This window comes from Hymenobacter sp. B81 (genome assembly GCF_044628455.1).
In the GTDB taxonomy this organism is placed as follows: Bacteria; Bacteroidota; Bacteroidia; order Cytophagales; family Hymenobacteraceae; genus Solirubrum.
Genome location: NZ_JBIYZW010000002.1, coordinates 857963 through 883719 on the forward strand (window position 1 = coordinate 857963; position 25757 = coordinate 883719).

At 66.3% G+C, this 25757-nt stretch carries 11 protein-coding genes; 2 read left to right on the forward strand and 9 right to left on the reverse strand.

Annotated elements, in window-relative coordinates:
* Positions 1 to 63: 63 nt before the first annotated feature.
* Positions 64 to 5250, reverse strand: coding sequence for a putative Ig domain-containing protein (locus ACE191_RS14820; protein WP_400193015.1), 5187 nt, complete (start codon positions 5248 to 5250; stop codon positions 64 to 66).
* Positions 5251 to 5548: 298 nt separating this feature from the next.
* Entirely contained in the window at positions 5549 to 8284 is a 2736-nt protein-coding gene (locus tag ACE191_RS14825) for a 4-alpha-glucanotransferase (protein ID WP_400193016.1), read from the reverse strand.
* A gap of 295 nt (positions 8285 to 8579) precedes the next feature.
* Here ACE191_RS14825 and ACE191_RS14830 point away from each other — a divergent pair, with 295 nt between their 5' ends.
* Together ACE191_RS14830 and ACE191_RS14835 are read left to right on the forward strand one after the other, a co-directional pair.
* Complete coding sequence (locus tag ACE191_RS14830) at positions 8580 to 13748, forward strand: translocation/assembly module TamB domain-containing protein (RefSeq protein WP_400193017.1); 5169 nt, start codon at positions 8580 to 8582, stop codon at positions 13746 to 13748.
* A 16-nt stretch (positions 13749 to 13764) separates the two neighbouring features.
* Positions 13765 to 16095 (forward strand): BamA/TamA family outer membrane protein, encoded by a 2331-nt coding sequence (locus ACE191_RS14835; RefSeq protein WP_400193018.1) that lies wholly within the window; start codon positions 13765 to 13767, stop codon positions 16093 to 16095.
* Positions 16096 to 16157: 62 nt separating this feature from the next.
* Here the strand turns inward: ACE191_RS14835 and ACE191_RS14840 are convergent, their stop codons facing one another.
* The 7 genes from ACE191_RS14840 to metH form a co-directional block, all read right to left on the reverse strand.
* Entirely contained in the window at positions 16158 to 17273 is a 1116-nt protein-coding gene (locus ACE191_RS14840; RefSeq protein WP_400193019.1) for a serine hydrolase domain-containing protein, read from the reverse strand.
* A gap of 95 nt (positions 17274 to 17368) precedes the next feature.
* Entirely contained in the window at positions 17369 to 18877 is a 1509-nt protein-coding gene (locus tag ACE191_RS14845) for an N-acetylmuramoyl-L-alanine amidase (RefSeq protein ID WP_400193020.1), read from the reverse strand.
* A 52-nt stretch (positions 18878 to 18929) separates the two neighbouring features.
* Positions 18930 to 19496, reverse strand: a complete 567-nt coding sequence (locus ACE191_RS14850) for a hypothetical protein (protein WP_400193021.1) — start codon at positions 19494 to 19496, stop codon at positions 18930 to 18932.
* A gap of 45 nt (positions 19497 to 19541) precedes the next feature.
* Entirely contained in the window at positions 19542 to 20126 is a 585-nt protein-coding gene (locus tag ACE191_RS14855) for an energy transducer TonB (RefSeq protein ID WP_400193022.1), read from the reverse strand.
* Positions 20127 to 20307: 181 nt separating this feature from the next.
* Complete coding sequence (locus ACE191_RS14860) at positions 20308 to 20799, reverse strand: tetratricopeptide repeat protein (protein ID WP_400193023.1); 492 nt, start codon at positions 20797 to 20799, stop codon at positions 20308 to 20310.
* 190 nt (positions 20800 to 20989) lie between these two features.
* Complete coding sequence (gene metF / locus ACE191_RS14865) at positions 20990 to 21946, reverse strand: methylenetetrahydrofolate reductase [NAD(P)H] (RefSeq protein ID WP_400193024.1); 957 nt, start codon at positions 21944 to 21946, stop codon at positions 20990 to 20992.
* Between the two features lie 51 nt (positions 21947 to 21997).
* The gene (gene metH / locus ACE191_RS14870; RefSeq protein WP_400193025.1) at positions 21998 to 25741 is read right to left on the reverse strand and encodes a methionine synthase; all 3744 of its coding nucleotides are present in this window, start codon (positions 25739 to 25741) and stop codon (positions 21998 to 22000) included.
* Positions 25742 to 25757 lie beyond the last annotated feature (16 nt).

Here is a 25757-nt window from a genome sequence, read left to right on the forward strand (position 1 = left end):
CAGTAAAAACAGAAAGCCCCTTCCCGGGGAGGGAAGGGGCTTTGCCGGGCAAGTAAAACCGGACTAGTCGCGCTTGACGAGCTGCTTGGTCAGGCGCAGGGCCGGGCTGCTGACGGTTACCACGTACGAGCCGCTGGGCAGGGCACTCAGGTCCAGCTTTTCGGGGCTGCCCGTGCCGGCCGTAGTCGTGAGCACCGTGCGGCCGGCCAGGTCGCTTACCCGCACCTGGTAGGTGCCGGCGGGCAGGCTCTGCAGGTCGAGGTAGCTCAGGCCGGTGGTCGGGTTGGGGTACAGCTCCACGGCCGGGGTAGCCGGGCTGGCGCCAAAGCGCACCGAGCGGATGGGGCCGTACTGGGTGGTGCCGTCGAAGTCGACCTGCTTGAGGCGGTAGTACACCAGGCGGGGCTGGCGGCCCACGCCGCGGTCGGCAAAGGCGTAGGTAGTGGCCTGGGCGGTGCTGCCGTGGCCCTGTACCTGGCCTACGGCCGTAAACGCGTGGCCGTCGAAGCTGCGCTCCACCTCAAACCGGTCGTTGTTTTTCTCCGAGGCCGTGGTCCAGTTCAGCTGGGCGTCGAAGCCCGCGGCCTGCACCTCAAAGCGCGTCAGCTCCACCGGCAGGGGCAGGGCGTTGATGCTCAGCTGCAGCTCCTGGGTGGTGATGCCGCCGGTGACGTCGGTGGTGGTGATGGTGACGCGGTAGTTGCCGTTGGGCACCAGTTCGCGGCGGTTGCTCACGAACAGGCGGCCGGTGGCCGCATCCAGGGCCACGCCGGGAGGCAGTACGCCGGCGCTGTGCTGGGCCACCGTGATGGTGCCGTCAGCGTCGGTTACCGTGGCTAGTGCCTGGTTGTCGGCGTAGGCGCCGCTGGGCTTGGGCGCCACCGTGTACTGGGCCTCCTTGTCGGGGTTGATGGTGATGGTCACCGGCACGGCCGAGCGGCCCCCGGTGGCATCCACCGTATTTACCGACAGAACGTGGTTGCCGGTGGCTACGGCGCCGGCGTTGGCTACGGACACGCGGCCGGTGGTGGCGTCGAGCTGCAGGCCGGCGGGCATCGTGCCCGAAGCCAGCGAAGCCGTGGTAATGGCGCCGTTGGCGTCGGTGACCGTGGCCAGGGTGCGGCCATTGCTGAGCGCATCTTGGTTGAAGACGTTACCCGTCGAGTACGTCGCGTCGGCGTCGCCGAACAGCACCACGGATACCACTTGGCTGCTGGTGCCGCCGGTGGCGTCGGTGGTGCTCACCGTGAAGGTGTAGGTGCCGTTGGCCGGCCGGCCCGCGCCACCTACGCTCACGAAGAACGCGCCGGTAGCCGGGTTGAAGCCCATGCCCGAGGGCAGGGTACCGGCCGTAATAGCTGCCGAGCTAATGGCGCCGTCGGCGTCGGTTACCGTGGCCAGTACCGAGTTCAGCACCTGCGCCTCGCGGTTGTGGCGGTTGGGCGAGCTGTACACGGCTTCCTGGTCGGCCCCGATGGTGATGCGTACCGGCAGGGCCGTGGTGCGGCCGCCCGTGGCGTCTACCGTGTTCACCGTGAAGTTGTACACGCCGACGGCGGGAGCCGTAGCCGAATTCACCGTGAACTGACCGGTAGCGGGGTTGAACCCCATGCCCGAAGGCAGGGTGCCCGAAACCAGCGAAGCCGAGCTGATGGCGCCGTTACCGTCGGTTACCGTAGCCAGTGAAGTGCCGTTGCTGAGCGCGTCGCGGTTAAACGTGTTGGCAGTCGAGTACGCCGCTTCGGTGTCGTTGTACACCGTGATGCTCACGGCCACGGCCGGCGAGGTGCCGCCCGTTGCGTCGGTGGTGGCTACCGTGAAGTCGTAGGTGCCGGCCAGGGGAGCCATGGCGTTGTTCACCGTAAACTGGCCGGTGCCGGGGTTGAAGCCCATACCCGAAGGCAGGGTACCCGAGGCCAGCGTCGCGGCGGTAATGGCGCCGTTGGCATCCGTAACCGTGGCCAGCGAGGTGCCGTTAGCCAGCCCGTCGCGGTTGAAGCTATTGGGCGTCGAGTACACGGCTTCGGTGTCGTTGAAGATGGTGATGCGCACGGGCAGGGCCGTGGTGCGGCCGCCCGTGGCGTCCACCGTGTTCACCGTGAAGTTGTAGGTGCCGGCCACCGGGCGGGTAACGCCCGTGCTACCCCCGAACGCGGCCGTGAACTGACCCGTGCTGGGGTTGAAGGCAATGCCGGCGGGCAGGGTGCCCGAGGCCAGCGTGGCCGAGCTGATGGCCCCGTCGGCGTCGGTTACCGAAGCCAGCACCTGGTTGTTGGTCAGGGCCGAGCGGTTGAAGGAAACCGGCGCCGAGTACACGGCGTCGCGGTCGGCCGTGAAGACCAGGCTAACCGGCTGGGTCGTCTTGCCGCCGGTGGCGTCCGTAGTGGCCACGCTCAGGGCGTAACTGCCGGCTACCAGCAAGGTCGGGTTCGAGACGGTGAATTCGCCGGTAGTGGCGTTCAGGGCTACGCCGGCGGGCAGGGTGCCCGAAGCCAGCGTGGCCGAGTTGATAGCTCCGTCGGCGTCGGCTACCGAAGCCAGCGAGAAGCCGGCGGAGTAGCTTTCCACGTTGCGGGCCGGCGCTACCGTGTACACGGCCTCCGACTCGAAGATGTTGATGGTGGCCGGCACGGCGGTCTTACCGCCGGTAGCGTCCACGGTGTTCACCACGAAGTTGTAGGTGCCCACGGCCGGCGGGGTGTTCGAGCTGACCACGAAGCGGCCGCTGGCCGTGAAGTTGATGCCGGCCGGCAGCGTGCCCGAGGCCAGCGTGAAAGTCGAGATGGTGCCGTCGGCGTCGGCGGGGGCCGCCAGCAGCACACTGTTCAGGGCCAGCCCGTCGCGGTTGAAGGAAACCGGCGAGGCCGCGTAGGATGCTTCGCGGTCCGGCGTCAGGCTGAAGATGACCGGCTGGGTGGTTTTGCCGCCGGTGGCATCCACGGTGTTAACCGAGAAGGCGTAGTTGCCGGCTACCAGCAGCGCGGGGTCCGAAACGGTGAATGCGCCGGTAGTGGTGTTGAACGCTACGCCGGCGGGCAGGGTGCCCGAGGCCAGCGAAGCCGAGCTGATAGCGCCATCCGCATCCGAAGCCGAAGCCAGCGAAAAGCCAGCCGGGTAGTTATCCACGTTGCGGGCCGCGGCCACGGTGTAGGCCGATTCCGTGTCGTTGAAGATGACGATGCTCACCGGCACGTCCGACGAGGTGCCGCCGGCCGCGTCGCGGGTGTCTACCGTGAAGTTGCGGGTAGCGGCGGTGGGCGGCGTGTTGGAGCTAACAAAGAACTCGCCCGTGGTGGTGTTGAAGCCCATGCCGGTGGGCAGGGTGCCCGCCGTGCGCGTGGCCGATACGATGTCGGCGTTGCCGTCGGTAACCGTGGCCAGTACCGAGTTCAGCGCCAGCCCGTCGCGGTTGAAGCGGTTGGGCGTGGAGTACACGGCCTCTACCTCAGCGGCGTCGCCCAGAATGCGGATGCTCACGTTCTGGGTGGTGGTGCCGCCCAGGGCGTCGGTAGTGGTTACCGAGAAGGTGTGCAGGCCGGTCGCGGGGCGGCCAGGGTTGTTGCTGAACGAAGCCGTGAAGGCACCGTTGACCGGGTTGAAGTTGATGCCCCCGGCCGTGCCGCCGGTGCGGGTAACGGTAGCCACGGTGATGTTGCCGTCGGGGTCGCTCACCGTAGCCAGAACCTGTCCGTTGGTCAGCGTGCTGCGGAAATAGGTGTTGGGCGAGGTGTACACGGCCGGCAGGTCGGCCACGATATCGATGGTGTAGGTGGCCGGGCTCAAGTCGACGCCGCCGGGTACGTCGGTAGCGGTGTACTGGAAGCTGGTAGTGCCGGTAGTAGCGCCCGTCAGGGTCTGAAACTGCAGGCTGGCGGCCTGGGCCGGGGTCAGCGTTACGTCGCTGCTGCCCGAAATCTGGCGGCGCGTCGCACCATCCATGTAGTACAGGCGGCCGTAGGTGGTCAGGTTAGCCAGGGTCGAGCCCACAATGGTGAAGCTCTGCATGGCGTCGCCGTCGGCATCCGTAGCGTCGAGGGCGGGCAGGCTGGAAAATGCCGTGGCGCTGCTGCGAATGGTAGCGCTCTGGTTGCGGGCGTTGGGGCGCACGTTTACGCCGGTGGTTACCGTGGCCGCGGGCAACGAGCCGTTGTTGTCGGCCGGGTCCGAGTCGTCGGTGTCCATGGTGGCGCTGGCCGTGCCCGTTACCGCGGTGCCGTTCATGGTGAAGCTGAACGAGGTGGTATTGGTGGCGCCCACGGCCAGGTTGGCCACGGCGGGCAGCCTGAGCAGGCCCGTTACGTTGTCGTACACGCTGCCGGTGGGCAGGGTCAGGCGGGTGCGCATGCCGGCGGGCAGCTGCACCTGCGGAATTACATTGGTGGCCGCGTAGTCGCCCGAGTTGCGGGTCACCACGTTGTAGGTAACCTGCGTGGTCGGCTGGGCGTGGTCGGGGCCCACCAGCGTGGTGGTGATGTTGGCCTGGGTGCACCAGGTCATGTAGTCGATGCCGATGTACTGCACGCCCGGGTCAGCCAGGTTCTGAATCCGGTTCTGGTAGGTAATCTTGAAGCTGGTGATGGGCTTGTTGAAAGTCACCGTCACCGTGCCGTTGGCCTGGCCGTCGGCGTTGTTCTGAATGCCCAGGATGGTGTTGTTCTGCAGCCGCGTGAAGGCCGAGTTGTACTGCACCGAGGCGTCGTTGGCGGTCGAGAGGCTCAGCGGGGTGCCGTCGGGCTGCAGCGCGTCGAAGGTTACCGCGTCGATAAAGTTGCTGCCCACGTCCACGTCCTGAATCCGCAGCGAGAAGTTGTTGACCGGGCGGTTGAAGGAATAGGTAATCTGCGTGGTCGAGCTGGTGGCCGCGGTGTAGTTGGTGTACCACATCAGCGTGTTGCCCAGGAAGTTGGGGTCGCCTACGGCCAGCGAGGTTTCGGTGCCGCCCACCGGCTCGACGTAGGTGCCGGCCGTGCTGATGGTGGTGTTGCGCGGGGCCGCGCCCACCACAATAGGAGCAAGGTTTTTCCAGTCTTCCCCAACCGTGCGCTGGGCAAAGTTCAACGTGGTAGTAACGGCGCAGGCTGCCGCCCGGGCCGCCGTGCTGGCCGCCGCCGGGCGGCGGCTCTGAATAGGATGCTCAAAACCGGCCGGGTAGGGGCTACCCGTGCTTTCCCGAAGAAAAGGCGTCTGAGCCCAGGTTGCCAGCGGCAGCAGCGCCAGCAGCAAGGTCAGCAGTCGTAATCTTGTTGTCATTAAGCGTATGAGAAGTGTGAAAAAAGCGAGTCTTGGTACAGTTATAGTTGTGAATTCTATAACGGCGCGTAAAATTAACTCAATGAGCTGATAATGCTGCTATTGCGAGAATGATTATTCGTGAGGGTATATAGCAAGAATGATATTTTGCAAGGTGCCATCCTGACTTATCCGACGAACAAATTGCCTTCTGCGGGGAAGCTCATCAGTACCAGGGCCGGGCATAAAAAAACTGTCCGAGCCCGGGACAATTGCCGGGCCCGGACAGTTCAACGGGCTAAAAAAAATCTAATACCTGCTAGCTGCGCTGGCTGGCTTCCATGAGTTGATGGACCTGCTGATTGAAGCCGGTGGCCTGAATTAACTCTTCCAGCGGCAGGTGCAGGCGGTACTTCCAGAAGTGCTCGGGATTGGCCGGCACGTTGATCTGCTCGTCCTGCGGATTTACCCGGCGCAGCTGCTCGTCGAGGGCCAGAAAGTCCTGCAGCGGGAAAATAGCCCACATAGCGGGGGAGTGCAGGTGCTGCACCACCATCTCGCGGGCCACCCACGGTTCACAGAAGTAGGGCGCCGACTGCCCGCGGTGACCCAGCAGCTGCTCGAAAAACCGCTGCGTCCGGGCCGGGTCCTCTTCCCACCAGCCGCGAACGGTGCTCATGTCGTGGCAGGAAGGCGACACCACCGACAGGTAGGCCGCGTCGTTGGGGTGCGAGAATTCGATGCCGGTGGCGGCGGGCATGCGCTGAATGTTGAGGCCCAGCATGCCCAGCTGACGCATTACCCCGGGCACCGAGGCGGGCACCATGCCCAGGTCTTCGCCGCAGATGAGCATGTTGGTGGCGTAGCGGATGGCCGGCAGCTTCACCAAACCCTGTTCGCGCCAGAACTCCTCGTGGCGGCGGAAGAAGAAGTCCACGTACAGCTCGTGCATGCGGCGGCGCGACTCGTCGTCCAGGTCGCGGAAGGTGCGCGACTTGTCTACCGTGATGCGCGGGTGCCAGAGCTGGCCGCCCGAGCCCTCGGCCTCCACGAACAGCACCTCGGTGTGCAGGCGGTAAAGCCCCTCGCGCAGGCGCAGCAGCGCGGGGTGCTGATCGGCGGGCGCGGCGGCCAGGCGGTCGGCCACCACGGCTTCGATTTTGCGCTGGGTGTCTACGAACTCGCGGAAGCGGAAGGCGCCGTAGCCGGCTTCGTCCAGAAACTCGTCGCGCACGGCCGACGCTTCGGCGCCGAACAGCTCTTCCAGAATGTGCCAGCGGATGTAGGGCCGCGCCAGCCGGTCGTAGTCGAACCAGCCCAGGCGCTGCTCCACTTCCTGGCGCGAGAAGGGCAGGGCGGGGGAGAAGTGGCCCAGCAAGCCTTCCACGGCGTGGGCCGGAATTTCCCAGATCCGGAAAAAACCCAGAATGTGGTCGATGCGCAAGGCATCGAAGTAGCGGCTGAGGTGGCCCAGGCGCTGCCGCCACCAGGCGTAACCGTCCTCGGCCATCTTTTCCCAGTTGTAGGTAGGGAAGCGCCAGTTCTGGCCCGTTACCGAGAAGTCGTCGGGCGGGGCGCCGGCCTGCTGGTCGAGGTGGTAGAGCTCGGGCTGGGTCCAGGCTTCCACCGAGTGGCGGTAAATGCCGATGGGTAAATCACCCTTCAGCACCACGCCGTGCTCCCGGGCGTAGGCCACGGCGCTCAGCAGCTGCCGGTCGAGGTGGAACTGGGTGAACAGGTGCAGGCCGAACTCGTCGAACTCGGGGTGAGCCGGGTCGAGCAGGGTGGTGGTCAGCTCGCCGGGCTGCTGAAAAGCGGCGGGCCACTGGCGGAAGTCAACGGTGCCGAACCGCTCGCGCAGACCGCTGAACACGGCGTAGGGCGCCAGCCACTGCTGCTGCTCCCGGAAGAACTGCTGGTAGTCGGGGTCGGCCAGGAAGCCGGCCTTTTCCTGCTGGTAGAGCTGGCGCAGCAAACGCCACTTGGCCTGCATCACCGGCTCGTAGTCCACGTGGTCGCGGCTATTGAGCTCCGCGCGCAGCTGGTCTAGCTCGGCGCGCAGGGCGGGGTCTTGCAGCTCGGCTACCGCGTCGAGGCGCAGGTACTGGGGGTGCAGGGCAAACACCGAGATGGCCGCGTAGGGGTAGGAGTCGACCCAGGTGTGGGTGGCGGTGGTGTCGTTGATGGGCAGCACCTGCACCATTTTCAGGCCGGTTTGCACGGCCCAGTCTACCAGCAGCTTCAGGTCGGGAAACTCGCCCACGCCCAGGCCCTGGCGGCTGCGCAGGGCAAACACCGGCAGAGCCACGCCGGCCCCGCGCCAGGCCCCTTCGCGGTGGCGGTACTGCTCGTCGCGGCGCCAGCGCAGGGTGTCGCGGCCGCTCAGGGCGGGCAGCACGCGGTCGGGGCCGGCTTCCAGGTCCACGCACTGGCGCTGCTCGGCATCCCAGAGGCCGTACTTGTACATCACCGGCCGCTCGGGCGTGGCCAGGGCCACGTCGGCCTGCCACTGCGGGAAGCCGGCGTCGGACAGCACCACGGCCTTGCGGTTGTCCCAGGCCCCCAGGGCTTCGTCGGAGCCCAGCACGCACAGGCAGCGGTCGGCGGGCACGCGCGGGGCGGTGAGGGCGAAGCGCACGGTGGCGTCGGCGGTGCGGGCGCGCAGCGGGGCCGGGCGGCACTGCGAGTCGGCCGGGCGGCGGAAAATGGCCTGGGTGAAGGCGTTGGTTTGCAGTTCGTAGTCGGGCAGCTCGGGGGCGTGCCAGAACTCGTCGAGTATCAGGCGCCCGTAGGACTCGCCGCCGAGGGTTACCACGCGGTCGGGGCCGCCTTCCCAGTGCGTGGCGCCGCTGGCTTCCACCAGCACGTACTTGTAGCGCAGCTCGGCGGTGCCGGCGGGCAGCTCGGTTTCCTGCTCCCAGAGCCCGGTGGCCGGGTCGTAGGCAAGGCGCAGCGCCCGCTCGGGGTGCCAGTCGCCCAGGGCCGGGCCGGCACCGCGTACTTCGAGGCGCTGGCCCCAGGCGGTGAAATAGGGAAGGCGGAAACGAACGCGCATAGGGGAAATGCAAAGCCAGCCGAAACGGGCGTTTCGGCGAAACATTCCCCGAAGCTACGCGCTCCGTAACCGGAATCAAATTCCGGCCGGACCGGAAACGATTGCGGCCCGGCAAAAAGAAAAAGCCGCCCCCGTGCCGCCTGCGGCCCCCGCCACCGAGAGCAATTGCCGCACCCAAAGCGCCGGGCCGACGGGGGCAAGGCCGGGGCCGGCACGTAGCGGCAAGCTAACCCGTGACCGGGTTTTTTCGTTGGGAAAGCCTGCCTCTCTCCGTCTGCCCGTTTAACGCTACTCTGTGTCCACTTCCCTACGCCGCCTGTTCTACGTCGTGCTTGGGCTGCTGGCGTTTGTCCTGCTGCTCATTATCGGGGTCGTCGTGGCCCTGCAGTTTCCTGCGGCGCAGGACTTTGCCGCCCGCAAGGCCGCCGGCTACCTGCAGGATAAAATCGGCACCGAGGTGCGCATCGCCAAGTTTCGCACCGACTGGCGCCGTGGCCTGGCCCTCGACGGGGTGTACCTGGAAGATCAGCAGGGCGACACCCTGGTTTCGGTGGGCCGGCTGGCCGTGGGCATCGATTTGTGGGCCCTGACCAAGTCCGAAATCAACGTGAGCAACGTGGAGCTGGTGGACGGCACCGTGCACATTGCCCGCACCCTGCCCGACTCCACCTACAACTTCGACTACATCCTGGCGGCCTTTGCCACCGGCGACACCACCACCGTAACGCCCGCCGACTCCACGGGCGGCTTCAAGTACGACATCGGCGACGCGCACCTGCAGAACATCTTCCTGACCTACCGCGAGGAAGTAGATGGGATGAACGTGCGCACCCGGGTGGGCGATTTGGCCGTGCGCATGGATGAAGTGGACGTGGACCGCTCGGTGTACCGGGTGAGCCGCGCCGCACTCAAAAACACCGGTATCAACATTACGCAGACCAAGGTGCCGCCCGACACGCCCGCCGAGCCGCTCACGCTCACTTTGGGGCTCGACCAGGCCGTGCTCGACAACGTGGCGCTCAACTACCGCAACGAAGCCGCCAAGCAATACATCAGCACCCGCATCGGGCAGGCCGAAGTAACAGCCGACAACATCGACCTGATCCGCCAGCGCATCGGCCTGCGCAAGCTGGTGCTGCGCGAGGCCGACATCCGTTACGCCCAGAACTCCACGGTGCCCGTGGCCGAGCGGGTGGTAAACCCGGCCGAAGCCGTGCGCAAGCTCGACTCGGCCGTGACGCAGGCCACCGGCGCGGCTACTTCCTGGGCCCTCACGCTGCGCGAGTCGGACATCAGCGGGGTGAAGTTCGCCTTCGACAACCTCGACGAAAAACCCCAGCGCACCCGCCTGCCGGCCATGGACTACAACCACCTGCTGTTTGAAGACCTGGCCCTGAAAACGCGCAACCTGAGCTACTCCGAAAACCGCACCACCGGCCGCATCGATTTGCTGGCCGGCCGCGAGCAAAGCGGTTTCCGCGTCGACCGGGCCGCGGCCGACGTGGTGTACGACTCGGTGCAGATTCGCCTCGACAACCTCGACCTGGTGACCCCGCACACCCGCATCCGCCGGACCCTGGCCATCGGGTTCGACTCGCTCGGGGCGCTGGCTGACACCCGGCAGCTGGGCAAAACGCGCCTGGAGGCCGACCTGCGCGACACCCGCCTGGGCTTCCGCGACATTCTGTACCTGGCCCCCGACCTCATCACCGAAAAGCCCTTCACCAGTGGGCCCAACCAGTCGGTGCTGCTGAGCGGGCAGGTGAACGGACGCCTCGACAACTTCGCGCTCAACAACGTGGAAATCGTGGGGCTGCGCAACACCGTGGTGCGCGCCTCGGGCCGCATTCGCGGGCTGCCCAACACCGACGGCCGCCTCTACACCGATCTGAACATCCGGCAGCTGACCACCACGAAGCGCGACCTCAACGACCTGCTGCCGGCCGGCCTGATTCCCCAGGACGTGATTGAGCTGCCCGAGCGCGCCACACTCAGCGGCACCGTGCGCGGCCGGCCCACCGCCAACGACCTGGCGCTGAACCTGCAAGCCAACACTTCCTTCGGCGGGGCCACCATTGCGGCCAACCTACGGCCCGGCCCCGCGGGCCGCGAGCCGGTGGACGCGCGCTTCAGCTTCCAGAACTTCCAGCTCGGCCGGCTGCTCAAGCAGCCCGACATCGGCCCCGTTACGGGCCGCGGCTCCTACGTGGGCGCCGGCTTCGAGCCCACGACCATGCGCGGCAAGCTGGTGGCCCGGCTCGACCGCGCCCGCTACGGCAACTACACCTACCGCAACATCGACGCGACGGTGGGCATCACGGGCCAGCAGTACGCCATCGACGCCCGCAGCAGCGGCGACGCCAACGCGGCCTTCGCCATCAAGGGCAACATCGATTTGCGCAACCCGAACGCGCCGGTGTACGCCTTCAGCGGCAACCTGCAGAGCCTGAACCTGACGGCGCTGGGCTTCTACTCGGGCGGCGACCTGCGCGTGCAGGGCGACCTGGACGCCAACCTGTCGGGCTCCGACCTGAATACCATCAACGGCACGCTTGTGGGCAACAACATCGTGGTGGTGTCGAACAACCAAACCATTCCGCTCGACTCGGTGAATGCCCGCATCGTGCAGCAGACCGGCCGCACCGAAGTAGACTTCGCTTCGAGCATTCTGAATGCCACCGTGCGCGGCAATACCCGCCTGGGCGACATGATAACCGAGCTGCAGCGCCACGTCGACCGCTACTTCGATTTGCCCGACGTGCAGTACCGCGCCTCGTCGGTGGCCCGCAACTTCACCTTCGAGGTGCAGGTGCCGCAATCGGGGGCCCGGCTGCTGCCCAAGTTCGTGACCGGCCTCACGCGCATCTCGCCTTTCAAGGCCAGCGGCAGCTACGACAGCCGCGCCGCCAGCCTGGCTGTGCGCTCCGACGTGGCCTTTATGCGCTACCAGGGCATTGCCTTCGACTCGCTGAAGCTGCGCGTGGGCTCCGACGCCCAGAAGCTCGACTACGCCGTGCTGCTCGACCAGATTCGGCAGGACACGACCCTGCGCGTGCCCAACCCCAGCCTGACGGGCAGCATCGCCAACAACCAGATCGGCACCCGCCTGCGCATCGCCGAGTCGGACTCGGCCGAGCGGCTGAACCTGGGCGGCACCCTGCAGGTATTGGGCGGCGGGCGCACCTACCAGTTCAGCTTCGCACCCGATCTGGCCGTGGACCGCAAAGACTGGGTGGTGGCCCCCAACAACTTCGTGCGCTACACGCCCGCCACCGGCGCCATCGAGGCCCAGAACGTGCGTCTGAGCCGCAACGAGGGCGCCGCCGACCGCTTTCTGGCCCTGCAAACCCTGCCTGGCGCCCGCAACCCCTTGCAGGTGCAGATCGGCAACTTCGACCTCTACGCCATCGGCCGCGCCGCCGGGCTGCAGGACTCCCTCATCGGCGGCACGCTCAACGGGCAGGCCGTGGCCTACAACCTGGGCCGCCCCGGCCAGGCTTTCACCGCCGACCTCACGCTCACGCAGCTGGCCTACAACAAGTTTATCCTCGGCGACGTGCGCGCCCAGGCCGTCAACAACGTGGCCGACCGCTACGACTTGACGGCCCAGCTCAGCAGCCAGGACGGCAACGACGTGCGCGTGCAGGGCTACTACCAGACCAGCGGGGCCATCGACGTAACCACCAACATCGCGCGGCTGAACCTAAAAACCGTGGAGCCCTTCTCGGCCGGGCAGATCCGCGAAACCAGCGGCGCCCTCACCGGCCAGCTCACCATCCGGGGCACCACGGCCGCCCCGCAGCTGCGCGGGGCGGTGCGCTTCCAGGAAGCCGGTTTCACCCTCTCGCAGCTGGGCGCGCCCTTCCGCGTGAGCGACGAGGAGTTGGTGCTCAACGAGCGGGGCCTGCACTTCAACGATTTCGCCATCATCGACTCGTTGGGTAGTGAGGCCGTCGTCAATGGTTACATCATTCCGGCCCGCGACCTGGCGCAGGTGGGCCAGTACCGCCTCGACCTGACGGCCGTAACCAACAACTTCCTGGCCGTGCAAAGCACCCGCCGCGACAACCCGCTGTACTACGGCAAGCTGTTCGTTGACTCGGACTCGCGGGTGAGCGGCGACTTGAACCGGCCCGTGGTGCGCACCCGTGCCACCGTGGCCGACGGCTCGGACCTGACCGTGGTGGTGCCCACCGACGACCCCGTGGCGGTGGAGCGCGAAGGCATTGTGGTGTTCATCGACAAGGACGCACCCAAGCCCGACTCGGCGCTGCTGGCGCAGGTAGAGGTGGACAGCGCCGCCGTGGCCACGGGCTACGACGTGCGCGCCACCATCACCGTAACCGACCGTACGCCCTTTACCATCGTCATCGACGAAGCGGCCGGCGACAACCTGCGCGTGCGGGCCGAGGGCACCCTGAACGCGGTGCTCGACGAGCGCGGCGCCCAGAGCCTGACCGGCCGCCTGGGCGTGACCGAGGGCCAGTACCAACTCTCGCTCTACGACCTGGCCGAGCGCAAATTCGACATCGAGCCCGGCTCGTTTATTCTCTGGAACGGCGACCCGTTCAACGCCCAGGTGAGCGTGACGGCCATTTACCGGGTGCGCGCCGTGGCCGCCGACCTCATTGCCAATCAGCTCGACGCGGGTTCGGAAATCAGCAACCTGGCGCGCAACCGCCTGCCCTTCGAGGTGCTGCTGAAGGTCACCGACGAGCTGCTCAAGCCCACCATCGGCTTCGATATTCGGGTGCCCGAAAACACCACCAGCCCGGTGGCCGAGCCGGTGCGCGCCAAGCTGGAGCAGCTGCGCCAGCCCTCCGAGCAGAACGAGCTAAACAAGCAGGTGTTCGCCTTGCTCGCCCTCAACCGCTTCATTGCCGACAACCCGCTGAAGAGCACCGCTGCCCCGGGCGGGCTGGTGGAAAACCAGCTGCGCGGCTCGGCCAGCCAGGTGCTCACCGACCAGCTCAACAACCTCACCGGCGAGTACCTGGCGGGCATCGGCCTGGAACTGGGCGTCGACTCCTACGCGGCCGTGTCGGGCACCGGGCAGCAGTACAACCAGACCGACCTGAACGTGGCCGTGCGCCGGCAGCTGTTCAACGACCGGCTGAGCGTGCGCCTGGGCACCGACGTGCCGCTGGGCGGGGGCGGCAACCAGGCCGCGGGCGGGGCCTCGGCGGCCAGCCAGTTTGCCGGCGACGTGAGCATCGAGTACAACATCCTGAGCGACGGGCGCCTGCGCCTGCGCGCCTTCCGCAACAACGCCTACGAGGACATCGACGGGCAGTTCATCCGCACCGGCACCTCGCTGATCTTCCAGCGCGACTACAACAACCTGCAGGAGCTGTTTGCCAAAGTGGCGCCCGAGGTGAAGCAGGCCGTGCGCACCGACCGCCGCGCCCGCAAGGCCGAAAAAGCCGCCGCCCAGGACACGCTCAAAAACAACGCCCTGAACTAGCCCGCCGATGACCCTGATGAAACGACTACCGACGGGAATGCGGACGATGACCTGGGGACCAGTGCTGGCGGCGCTGGCCCTGCTGGCCTCGTGCAGCGGCACCAAGTTTATTCCCGACAACGACAAGCTCTACACCGGCAGCACGGTCAAGCTCACCTCGCCCTACCCCATTCCGCGCGAGGCAGAAATTCAGACCGAGCTGGAAACCGTGATTACGCCCAAGCCCAACGCCTCCATTCTGGGGCTGCGCCCCAAGCTCTACTTCTGGCACATGGGCGAAGGCAAAACTAAGGGCCTGGGCAAGTGGCTGGCCGAGAAGTACGGCGAGGCCCCGGTGCTGCTGAGCCAGGTAGATACCCAGAAGGTGAAGGGGCTGATGATCAATCGCCTCTACAACAACGGCTACTTTGCCAGCCCGCGGGTGCAAACCAAACCCAACGTGAAGGGGCGCACCGCTACCGTGGATTACACCGCCACGGTGCAGCGGCCCTACACCATCAAGGAAATTCACTTTCCCGACCGCGACACCCTGCTCGACAACGACATCCGCAAAACCCAGGCGGGCACGCTGCTGAAGGTGGGCGAGCCGTACAACCTGAACACGCTCATCACCGAACGCTCGCGCATCGACGACCAGCTCAAGCAGCACGGCTACTACTTCTTCAACCCCGACTACATTCTCTACGAGGTCGACAGCACCGAGCACAACCAGGTGGACGTGTACCTGCGGGTGAAAGGCAGCATTCCCGACCGCGCCGCCCAGCCCTACGTGCTCAACCGCGTGACCTTGAACACCCGCTACGGCCTCACCGATACCACCGAGTCGGTACGGCCCATTATGTACAAGAAGTACCGCTATGTGCCCGACGAGAAAGTCTTCAAGGCCAAAGCCATTACCAACGCGGTGTTTTTGTACCCCGACAGCCTGTACCGCCGCCGCCGGCAGGACCAGACCCTGAGCCGCCTGATGAGCCTGGGCACCTTCAAGTTTGTGGACATCCAGTTTCGGCAGGCCCGCCAGAAGCCCGACTCGGCCGGTTACGGCTTCCTGAACGCCTCGGTACGCATGACGCAGCTCAAGAAAAAGTCGCTACGGGCCGAAATTCAGCTGGTCAACAAAACCAACGGCTTCACCGGGCCGGGCTTCACGGTGCAGTACCGCAACCGCTCGGCCCTGCGCGGTGCCGAGCAGCTCTTGCTAAACCTGGTGGGCTCGTTTGAAACCCGACAGGGCGGCAAAAGCGCCACCGAAGGCGCCAATGGCCCGGCGCTGGGCCTGACCTCCTACGAGCTGGGCGTGAACGCGCAGCTGCTGGTGCCGCGGCTCATCACGCCCCCGCTGCCTTTCCTCGACGTGCGCCTGCCCAACTCCGACTTTCAGCCGCGCACCGTATTCGGGGCGGGCTACCGCTTCGTGGAGCGGCGCGAGGCGTTTAAGGTCGACTACTTCAACCTAAACTACGGCTACAGCTGGAAAACCAAGATTACCAACGAGCAGGAACTGCGCCCCATCGACCTGCAGTACATCCGCCTGGCCGACAGCTCGGCCGAGTTCAGCCGCCTGCTGCGCGACCGGCCTTTCCTGGCCAATAGTTTCCGGCAGCAGTTCGTGCCGGCCGGCTCGTACCGCTATACCTACAACACCCAGGTGTATGAGCAGCGCCGCAGCCAGGTGTACTTCAGCGGGGGCATCGAGTCGGCGGGCCTGCTGGCCAGCGGGCTGAGCCGCCTGGGCGGGCTGGGCGGCGAGGGCGAGCAGGGCCGCGAGCTGCTGGGCCAGGAGTACTCGCAGTACGCCAAGGTCGATTTGGAGCTGCGCAACTACTACCGCGTCACTTCCAACCCCACCAGCGGCAACAAGATTGCCTCGCGCCTGCTCATCGGGGTAGGCCGGCCCTACGGCAACTCCGACGTGATGCCCTACCTCAAACAGTACGGCATCGGCGGCCCCAACAGCGTGCGGGCCTTTGCCCCGCGCGAAATCGGCCCCGGCAGCTACCGGCCCGCGCAATCGGAGCTGGGCACCCGCTTCTACGACCAGGTGGGCGACATCCGTCTGGAAGGCAACCTGGAGTACCGCCAGGACTTGTTTCCCTACGTGAAGGGCGCCTTGTTCGTGGATGCGGGCAACGTGTGGCTGGTCAACGAAGACTCCACGCGCCTGGGCGGCCAGTTCAAGCCGGGCTCCTTCTTTAAAGAGCTGGCGGTGGGCGCCGGCGCCGGCATCCGCATCGACATCCAGTTCATCGTCATCCGCCTCGATGCGGCCGTGCCCGTGCGCGTGCCCTACGGCGGCAGCCCCAGCCGCAGCATGCGCCTCAACCTGGGCATTGGCTACCCCTTCTAAACGAACAATCAGCCAAGCGAAGCAGGCCGTTCCGGTAATTGGAGCGGCCTGCTTCGTTTGCCTCACTTGTAGTTTTCGGGGCGGTCCTGCTGGAGGCCGGGCACGTAGTAGTGCGCCAGGGCCTTGGCCAGGTAGGGCGGAAAGCCGCCGCGGGTGTTGGTGAGCACCACAATGCTGAGCGGCTCGGGCCCTTCGGCAAAGCGCACGATGTCGGCCAGGGCGGGGCCGCCGCTGTGGCCCACCAAGCGGTGGCCCTGATAGGTTTCGGCAATCCAGCCCAGCCCGAAGTTGGTGGGCGTGTGGTTGCGCAGGCGGTTGGGCGCCCAGAGCAGGGCGGCGTTGGCCGGCTTCAGCAGCGTGGCCCGGTCGAGGCTCACCAGCCAGTTGCTCAAATCCTGAATGGAAGCGTAAATGCCGCCGGCCGCCGCAAACCAATCGGGAAAGCGCATGTCGCTGACGCGGTACTCCCCGGCGGGAGCGTGCCAGGAATACACCTCGGCTACCTGCGGCAGCACCCGGGCACTGCGCACTAGCCCGCCGTCCTGCGCCTGGTTGAAGCGGGTGGCAGTCATGCGCAGCGGCGTGAGCACCTTCTGGCGCAGGGCTTCCTCAAACGGCAGCTTGGTCGCCCGCTCGATGATGGCCTGCAGCAGGGCGTAGTCGGTGCTCACGTAAAAGTCCTTGGTGCCCGGCGCGTAGTCCATGGGCAGGGCTGCCGCGGTGCGCAGGGCGTGGCGGGTGTTGCGGGTGGTTTCCAGGGGCACCAGCCTGATGCCCGACTGGTGGGCCGCCAGCTCGCGCACCGTGATGCTCTGCCAGGCCGGTGGCACCGAGTCGAGGTAGGCGGTGATGGGCGCGTCCAGCTTCAGTCGGCCCTCCTGCACCAGTACAGCCAGCAAGGTACCCGTGAGCGGCTTGGTGGCCGAGGCCAACTGAAAAGCAGTTTGTGGCGTCACGGCGGTCTGCCACGAGAGGTTGGCCACGCCGTAGGTCTGCAGCTTCAGCACCCGGCCGTTGCGCACCACGGCTACGGCCGCGCCCGGAATGTGGTGGCGCAGCATGGCACGCCGCATAAAGGCATCAACCGAATCGGGTGGGGCCGCGGCGGCCGAGGGGGCCAGGCCGGGAAGCAAGGCCACAGCAGCCAGCAGGAAGGCAACGAAAACGACAGCACGCATAGCTTCGAATCAGCAGAAGTGAGAGGTGCTGCAATTCTACGAACGTCTTCGTATGTCTGTCCATCGCATAATCATGTGACGTCCACAGCCGCTACTTAATTCAGGGCGGCCCGCCGCTTCAGCCAGCCCCGCAGGCCGGGCTGGCGGGCATCTTTCAGGAACTGCTTCAGGCCCGCGGCAATGCGCTCGGCCAACTGCCGCTGAAAGGCCGGGTCAATCAGGCGCCGCTCGTCGTCGGGGTTCGAGATGAAAGCGGTTTCCACCAGCGCGTTGGGGTATTCGGTGGGGCCGTTCAGGCCGAAGTTGAAGGCGCCCACGTTGCCCCAGGGCTTGAGCCCGGTTTTCAGCAGCTCGTCGTAGATGGCCCTCGACAGCGGCCGGAACGCCACGTAGCGGTAGAAGGTGGCGGTGCCCTGCACCTCGGGGCTGCCAGCCGAGTTCACATGAATGCTCACCAGCAGGTGCGGCAGGGCTTGGCGCAGGCGCAGAATGCGGTCGGCGTTGTCCACGCTCACGTCCGCTTCCCGAGTCATCAGCACCGTGGCGCCCTGCTTTTGCAGGCTGGCCTGCAACTGCCGGGCAATGGCCAGCGTGAGGTCTTTCTCGCGGGCCCCGGTGGCACCCGTAGCGCCAGGATTGCTGCCGCCGTGGCCGGCATCGACGGCAATGGTGAGGCCGCGCAGGCGCAGCTGCTCGGGCGGGCGACGCACGCGCACGATGAGCACCTTGCCCTGGTAGCCCACGCTGTAGCCCCAGCTGTGCCGGTGTTGCAGCGGAATAACGAGGCGGAACACGTCGGCCTGGGGCTGCTCGTAGTACACGTCGCCAATGGCGCGCAGACCTGCCCGCTGGGTTATCCAGTTGGTGTTGGAAGTAGCTCCGAACACGTCGATAACCAGGCGGGTGGGCTCGGGCAGCAGCTGCGAGCGGTAGGGCAGGCGCTCGGGCAGCGGCACCCGTACGTAGTCGAACTGCTCGTCGCCGCTCACGCTCCACGAGCCGGTGAGAGCCGGGGGCAGCAGCCCGCCGGGCGGTAGCAGGCGCACCACTTCCTGGGGCACCCAGGCCGTTTGGTTTTCGGCCAGCCGCACACGGTACTGGTTGCCCACGCGGCCGGTCAGGTGCAGCTGCACCAGCGAGTCGAGGTAGCCGAACTTGGCGCCGCCGAGCCGGTCTTCGCCCAGGCCGTAGTTGAGGTAGGCCAGTGGCCCCCGGGTGCGGGCCAGCTGCGGCTGATGGGGGTCGAGAAAGCGCACGGTATGGCGCGTGAGCAGGGAGTCGCGGCGGCCATCGGGCGCGGTCAGGCTGATTTTGAGCGGGCGGCCGAAGAGCGTGTCGCCGGGCTGCACTACGTAGCTGATCTGGTACACGCCGCGCTGGCCCTGCACCAGGGCCGGGGACATTTCGGCCAGCGGCCGGCCGTTGAGCATCGACACCCGGGCGCCGGGCAGGGCCAGCACGCGCACCTGCAGCCGGTCGCCGGGCATCAGCCACTGGTCCTGCGCCGGAACCAGCTCGGCCTTCTCAATCAGCCGCGGCGACTGGGCCGCCAGCGTTGCCGGCAGCAGGATTGGCAGCAGGCAACGGAAAATCAGGCGCAGCATGGGCAAGCAAAAGCCCCGCACGGCGGCGGGGCAGGCGGGAAAACGGCGGCGGTTATTGACGGTCTACGGGCTTGTCGCGCACGGCCTGGCCCAGGTCGCGCAGGTCGCGGCTGGTTTCCAGGGCCTCGAACTCGGCTTGGCGGGCCTTGATGCGCAGTTCGTCGCGGGCGGGCAAATCCAGGCGCACGGCGCGGTACTGCTCGTTGAGGCGGCGGAATACGGCCGTGGCGTAGTCCCAGTCGCGCTGGGTCCAGGTCTTGCGCTTGGCCCGGGTTTGCTGCAGCAGCTGGGCGTAGGCCGGCTCGATGGATTGGGCCGTGAGCTTTTCCACGTCGGCGTAGGTACCCATCAGCTCCTCGTTGAAGGCGCGGGTGGCGGCATCGTCGAGGGGCTGGCGGTTGCGCTGGCGCGAAACGGAGTCCCAGCGGGCGGCCCGGCTGCCGGCGCGCTTGAGCACGTTGCCGGCTTCGTTGGCAATGGTATCGATTTCGCGGGCGCTGTTGCGCACGGCCTCCTGCCGCTCGCGCGGGGTAGAGTCGCAGGCAGTCAGCAGCAGGGCGGCCGCGAGCCAAACGGCCCCGGCAGCGCGGAAGGAAGGAACGGCAACGGCGTATTTCATGCCCCAATGTACGCGCTTCCTTTGCGCAGGGATACTACGGCGGGCTTACTGGCCGCCCGAGGCGTTCTGCACCCGGAACACGAAGGGCAGCTCGTACTCAACCGGCACGGCGCGGCCGTTCTTGCGGGCCGGAATCCACTGGGCCGGAATCAGGCTGGCCACGCGCAGGGCTTCCTCGTCGCAGCCCGCCCCAATGCCGGTCAGTACTTTGTGGTCGTGGGCTGCGCCCAGGGTGTCGATGACGAAGGTCACCACCACCCGGCCCTGCACCTGCTTGCTGCGGGCCTGGTCGGGGTAGCGCAGCTGGCGGGTAAAGGCCGAGAGGGCGCCGTCGCCGCCCAGAAACAGCGGTGGGCGGTCGAGGTAGTCGCGCTTCCACTCGCCGTCGAGCTGCAGGCGGTAGGGGCGCTCATCGGGCTGGCGGAAAAACAGCAGGTTGCGCTTGCTGTGGTCGTAGCGCTGCACCAGCACTTTGCGGCCGCTGGCGGTAAAAGCGTAGTAGCTCCACACACCCACCTTCTGGCCTTTGTCCACCCGGCCGCTGTCCAGGTCGGTGGTCCGAACTTTTCCCTGGGCCGAAGAAATCAGCGGACAGGCCGCCAAACATGCTGCGAGTACGAGTGCTTTCATTGAGTGGTATTCTGGGCATTCGCAGTTGGATGCAAATGACGGGGAAAGAAGCAGGTAGAGCGAAAAAGCCGTTAAAAACGGGCTTAGCGCCTAAGGTACAGGCCTAGGCGAAGGGAAAGTTACAACTTTTTGCCGTGAGTGCCAGCGCCTTTATCTTCAAAAGATGAAAAAGCCCGGGTGACTATATACCCGATTCGTCCAGGTTGTCCTGCACATCGCGCAGCTGTTCCTGCAGGCCCGGCAGGTGGGGGCACAGCCTCCCCAGCCGCCGCAGGGTGCGCAGGGCACCACGCTGGTCGCCCACCATGCGCTGCATGTTGGCCTTGCCCGAGAGGGCGCCGAAGTGGCGGGGCTCGCGGCGCAGGGTCTGGGCAATGTCGTGCAGGGAGGCGCGGTATTCGCCGCGCAGGTAGTAGGCCGTGGCCCGCTTGTTCCAGCCCTCGGCGTAGTCAGGCAGCTGCTCGATGAGGCAGGTGAAGTCGGCAATGGCCTGGCCGTAGTCGCCGGCCGAGAGGGCGCGCATGCCGGTTTCCATGGCCTTGTTCAGGGCCGGGTCGTCGACTTCCAGCCACAGCTGCCAGATGCCCTGCTGCAGCGCCTCGATTTCGAGCGGGGATGTGGCCGTGCGCAGGCGCAGAAAAAGCTCGTCGAGGTGTTGCTGGCGGTCAGTCATGGCGGCAATGATCCGGTATCAGCGCATAAGGAGCGGGAAACCAGCAGGGGCAGTGAGCCGGCGCGGTCGATAATGTACGCAGCCCACAGCGCGGCGTTCGAAGCCGGCGGGTGCAACCCAAACCGGCTCCCCCAAAATACCGCTGCCGGGCGGTGGGGCCCGGCAGCGCAAGTCAGCAAGAAAACGGGCGCTAAAACAGCTCGGCGGCCACCCGCCGCACGCTTTCCGACTTGCCCATGCTGTAGTAGTGCAGCACCGGCACGCCGTGGGCCATCAGCTCCTTCGACTGGTTGATGCACCACTCGATGCCGATCTGCCGGGCCGCTTCGTTGGTGGCGGACTGGTGCACGGCTTCGGCCAGCTCCTCGGGAATGTTGAGAAAGAAGGAGCGGGGCAGGGCCGTGAGCTGGGCTTTGGCCGTGAGCGGCTTCAGGCCCGGAATGATGGGCACGGTAATACCGGCTTCGCGGCAGCGCTTCTCAAAGCTGAAGAACTGCTCGTTGTCAAAGAACATCTGGGTGACGATGTACTCGGCGCCGCGGTCCACCTTGTGCTTGAGGTAGCGTAGGTCGGCGGCGTAGTTGGGCGACTCGAAGTGCTTTTCGGGGTAGCCGGCCGTGCCGATGCAAAAGTTGGTGGCCCAGGTGTCGTCCTGCTCCTCGTCGAGGTACTCCCCCTTGTTGAGGTTGGCCACCTGCCCGATCAGGTCGCAGGCGTAGGCGTGGCCGTCGGGCTCGGGCACGAAGCGGCCCTCGGACTTGATTGGGTCGCCGCGCAAAGCCAGCACGTTGTCGATACCCAGGAAGTGCAGGTCGATGAGGGCATTTTCGGTTTCCTCCTTCGAAAAGCCGCCGCAGATCAGGTGGGGCACGGTGTCCACGTCGAAGCGGTTTTTGATGGCGGCGCAAATGCCCACGGTACCGGGGCGGCGGCGCACGGTTTTCTTCTCAAGCAGGCCGTTGGGGTGCTGCCGGTACACGTACTCCTCGCGGTGGTAGGTCACGTCGATAAACGGCGGCTTGAACTCCATCAGCGGCTCGATGTTGGAGAACAGCGTCTGAATATTCTCGCCCTTTTTGGGCGGCAGCACCTCAAAGGAAAACAGCGTTTTGCCGTTGGCGCGGGCCAGGTGGTCGGTAACTTTCATAGGAGGCGCAAACTGGCAGTCTGCGAGGCGTGGCTCAACAAAAAAAGACGGTTACTGGGCGGCCGGCACGGGCTCGGCGGTGGGTTCGTAGTTCAAATTCGGCGACAACCAGCGCTCCAGCTCGGCCAGCGGCAGGCCCTTGCGCCGGGCCATGTCCTCCACCTGGTCCTTGGCTATGCGGCCCAGGCCGAAGTAGCGCGCCTCGGGGTGTGAGTAGTAGAAACCGCTGACGGCCGCGGTGGGGTGCATGGCCAGGTTTTCGGTGAGCGTGATGCCGGTTTGCTCCGGGCCGCCGAGCAGCTCAAACAAAGTGATTTTCTCGGTGTGGTCGGGGCAGCCGGGGTAGCCCGGTGCGGGCCGGATGCCGCGGTACTCTTCCTTGATCAGGTCTTCGTTCGAGAAGTGTTCCTGCGGCGCGTAGCCCCACAGCTCGCGGCGCACCCGCTCGTGCAGGCGCTCGGCCAGGGCTTCGGCCAGGCGGTCGGCCAGGGCCTTAGCCATGATGGCGGAGTAGTCGTCGTGCTGGGCCTCAAACTTGGCTACTAGTTCATCGAGCCCGATGCCGGCCGTCACGGCGAAACCGCCGAGGTAGTCGGCGCGGCCACTGGTTTTGGGCGCCAGGAAATCGGAGAAGGCCAGGTAGGGCAGGCCGGGCGCTTTCAGGCTTTGCTGACGCAGCGTGAAGGTGCGGGCCTGCACCTGCTGGCGCGTGTCGTCGCGGTACAGCTCAATGGTGTCGTGGTCGACGGTGTTGGCCGGCCAGAAGCCCACGGTGGCGCGGGCCTGAATCAGCTTTTCGTCGACCAGGCGCTTGAGCAGCATCTGCGCGTCGGCAAATAGCTTGGTGGCCGCTTCGCCGTAGGTAGCGTCTTCCAGAATGCGCGGGTAGCGGCCTTTCAGCTCCCAGGCGTGGAAGAAGGGCGTCCAGTCGATGTAGGACAGCAGCTCGGTGAGCGGGTAATCCTCGAACACGCGCGTGCCCAGGAACGAGGGCTTGGTGATGTCGGCCGCGGCCCAGTCGGCTTGGAAGCCGCCGGCGCGGGCGTCTTCGATGCGCACGTAATCCTTGTTGCTTTGCCGGCCGGCGTGGTCGTTGCGCAGCTGCAGGTACTCGGCCGCAATGTCGTTCACGAAAGCGTCGCGGCCCAGGCCCAGCAAGGCCGACGCCACCGGCACGGCGCGCGAAGCGTCGTTCACGTGCACCACCGGGCCGGAGTAAGCCGGGCCGATGCGCACGGCCGTGTGCAGGCGTGAGGTGGTAGCGCCACCGATGAGCAGCGGCACGCGCAAGCCGCGCTTTTCCAGCCCTTGGGCCACGTACACCATTTCGTCGAGCGAAGGCGTAATCAGGCCGCTCAGGCCCACGATGTCGGCCCCGATGCGCTCGGCTTCGTCCACAATGCGCTCCAAGGGCACCATCACGCCCAGGTCGATGACTTCGTAGTTGTTGCAGGCCAGCACCACGCCCACGATGTTTTTGCCGATGTCGTGCACGTCGCCCTTCACGGTGGCCAGCAGTACTTTGCCGGCCGTTTGCCGGGCTTCGGTGCCGCCTTTCAGCGCCGCCGCGTCGCGCTCGGCCTGCATGTAAGGCTCCAGCCAGGCCACGGCGCGCTTCATCACCCGGGCCGACTTCACCACCTGCGGCAAAAACATCTTGCCCGCGCCGAACAGGTCGCCCACCACGGTCATGCCGGCCATCAGCGGGCCTTCAATTACGGCCAGCGGGCGGCCCAGCAGCTTGAGGGCTTCCTCGGTGTCGGCTTCGATGTGGTCGGTCAGGCCTTTTACCAGCGCATGCGAGAGGCGCTTTTCCACCGGCCAGCCGCGCCACTCCTCGGTCGTCACCGCTGCTTTGGCCCCGGCGCCGCCGCTCATCAGGCGCAGCATGTCGGCCAGCTGCACCAGCCGCTCGGTGGCGTCGGCGCGGCGGTCGAAGAGCACGTCTTCCACAGCTTCGAGCAAGGGCCCCGGAATTTCGTCGTACACGATGAGCTGACCGGGGTTCACGATGCCCATGTCCAGCCCCGCCTTGATGGCGTGGTAGAGGAAGGCGGCGTGAATGGCCTCACGCACCTGGTCGTGGCCGCGGAAAGCAAAGCTCACGTTGCTCACGCCGCCGCTGGTGAGGCAGCCCGGCAGGTGCTGCTTGATCCAACGCACGGCCTCGATAAAGTCGATAGCGTAGCGGCGGTGCTCCTCGATGCCGGTGCCCACGGTGAGGATGTTGGGGTCGAAGATGATGTCTTCGGGCGGGAAGCCAATTTCCTCGGTGAGGATGCGGTAGGCGCGCTGGCAGATGTCGATGCGGCGCTGAAAGTTGTCGGCCTGGCCCTGCTCGTCGAAGGCCATGACGATGACGGCCGCCCCGTAGGAGCGCACCAGCCGGGCGTGGTGCTTAAAGGCTTCCTCTCCTTCCTTAAGCGAAATGGAGTTGACGATGCTCTTGCCCTGGGTGCACTTCAGCCCGGCCTCAATCACCTCCCACTTCGACGAGTCGATCATGATGGGCAGGCGCGCCACGTCGGGCTCCGAAGCCATCAGGTTCAGGAAGGTGGTCATGGCCGCTACCGAGTCGAGCAGGGCTTCGTCCATGTTCACGTCGAGCACCTGGGCGCCGCCGTCCACCTGGGCTTTGGCCACCGCCACGGCTTCCTCGTATTGCCCGGCCCGGATGAGCTTGGCGAAGGCGCGCGAGCCGGTCACGTTGCACCGCTCGCCCACGTTCACGAAGAGGCTTTCGGGATAAATGTTCACCGGCTCCAGCCCGCTCAGGCGGGTGGCGCGGGGCCGCTCCGGAATGGCGCGGCCGGGGTACTTGGTTACCAGCTTGGCGGCCTCGGCAATGTGCTGGGGCGTGGTGCCGCAGCAGCCGCCCACAATGTTCACCAGGCCCTCTTGCAGGTACTCTTCCAGCACGTCGGCAAATTGCCGGGCCGTTTCGTCGTAGCCGCCGAAGGCGTTGGGCAGGCCCGCGTTGGGGTAGGCCGAGACGTAGCAGTCGGCCAGGCGGCTCAGCTCCTGCAGGTACACCTTCAGCTGCTTGGCCCCGAGGGCGCAGTTCAGGCCCACGCTCAGGATGGGCAGGTGGCGCACCGAGTTCCAGAACGCTTCCACCGTCTGGCCCGAAAGCGTGCGGCCCGAGGCGTCGGTGATGGTGCCCGAAATCATGATGGGCACCACGCGGCCGCCCTCGTCGAAGAAGCGCTGGGCGGCAAACATGGCCGCCTTGGCGTTCAGTGTATCAAAAATGGTCTCAATCAGCAGCGCATCCACGCCGCCATCCACCAGCCCGCGCACCTGCTCGTGGTAGGCCTCGGCCAGCTCGTCGAAGGTGATGGCGCGGAAGCCGGGCCGGTTCACGTCGGGCGAAAGCGAGGCGGTGCGGTTGGTGGGCCCAATGGCGCCGGCCACGAAGCGCGGCCACTCCGGCGTGGAGTACTCGTCGGCGGCTTCGCGGGCCAGGCGGGCGGCCTCGAAGTTCAGCTCGTACACGATGTGCTCCAGCCCGTAGTCGGCCTGGGCCACGGTGGTGCCCGAGAAGGTGTTGGTTTCGGCCAGGTCAGCGCCCGCGGCGAAATACTCGGCGTGAATGCCGCGAATCACGTCGGGGCGCGTCAGACAGAGCAGGTCGTTGTTGCCGCGCAGGGGCTTGGGGTGGTCCTGAAAGCGCGTGCCGCGGAAGTCTTCTTCCGTGAGCTGGTGGCGCTGAATCATGGTGCCCATGGCGCCGTCGAGCACAATGGCGCGGCGGGCGAGCAAATCGGCGAGGGGTGAGGCAGGGAGCTGGGGCATAAAGGCTTTCCGGAAT

Bases quoted from the DNA above. Each gene is read 5' to 3' on its own strand.
- ACE191_RS14860 (WP_400193023.1), bottom strand. From the start codon at position 20,799: ATGACTGACCGCCAGCAACACCTCGACGAGCTTTTTCTGCGCCTGCGC.
- ACE191_RS14825 (WP_400193016.1), bottom strand. From the start codon at position 8,284: ATGCGCGTTCGTTTCCGCCTTCCCTATTTCACCGCCTGGGGCCAGCGC.
- metF (WP_400193024.1), bottom strand. From the start codon at position 21,946: ATGAAAGTTACCGACCACCTGGCCCGCGCCAACGGCAAAACGCTGTTT.
- ACE191_RS14820 (WP_400193015.1), bottom strand. From the start codon at position 5,250: ATGACAACAAGATTACGACTGCTGACCTTGCTGCTGGCGCTGCTGCCG.
- ACE191_RS14845 (WP_400193020.1), bottom strand. From the start codon at position 18,877: ATGCTGCGCCTGATTTTCCGTTGCCTGCTGCCAATCCTGCTGCCGGCA.
- ACE191_RS14850 (WP_400193021.1), bottom strand. From the start codon at position 19,496: ATGAAATACGCCGTTGCCGTTCCTTCCTTCCGCGCTGCCGGGGCCGTT.
- ACE191_RS14855 (WP_400193022.1), bottom strand. From the start codon at position 20,126: ATGAAAGCACTCGTACTCGCAGCATGTTTGGCGGCCTGTCCGCTGATT.
- ACE191_RS14835 (WP_400193018.1), top strand. From the start codon at position 13,765: ATGAAACGACTACCGACGGGAATGCGGACGATGACCTGGGGACCAGTG.
- ACE191_RS14840 (WP_400193019.1), bottom strand. From the start codon at position 17,273: ATGCGTGCTGTCGTTTTCGTTGCCTTCCTGCTGGCTGCTGTGGCCTTG.
- metH (WP_400193025.1), bottom strand. From the start codon at position 25,741: ATGCCCCAGCTCCCTGCCTCACCCCTCGCCGATTTGCTCGCCCGCCGC.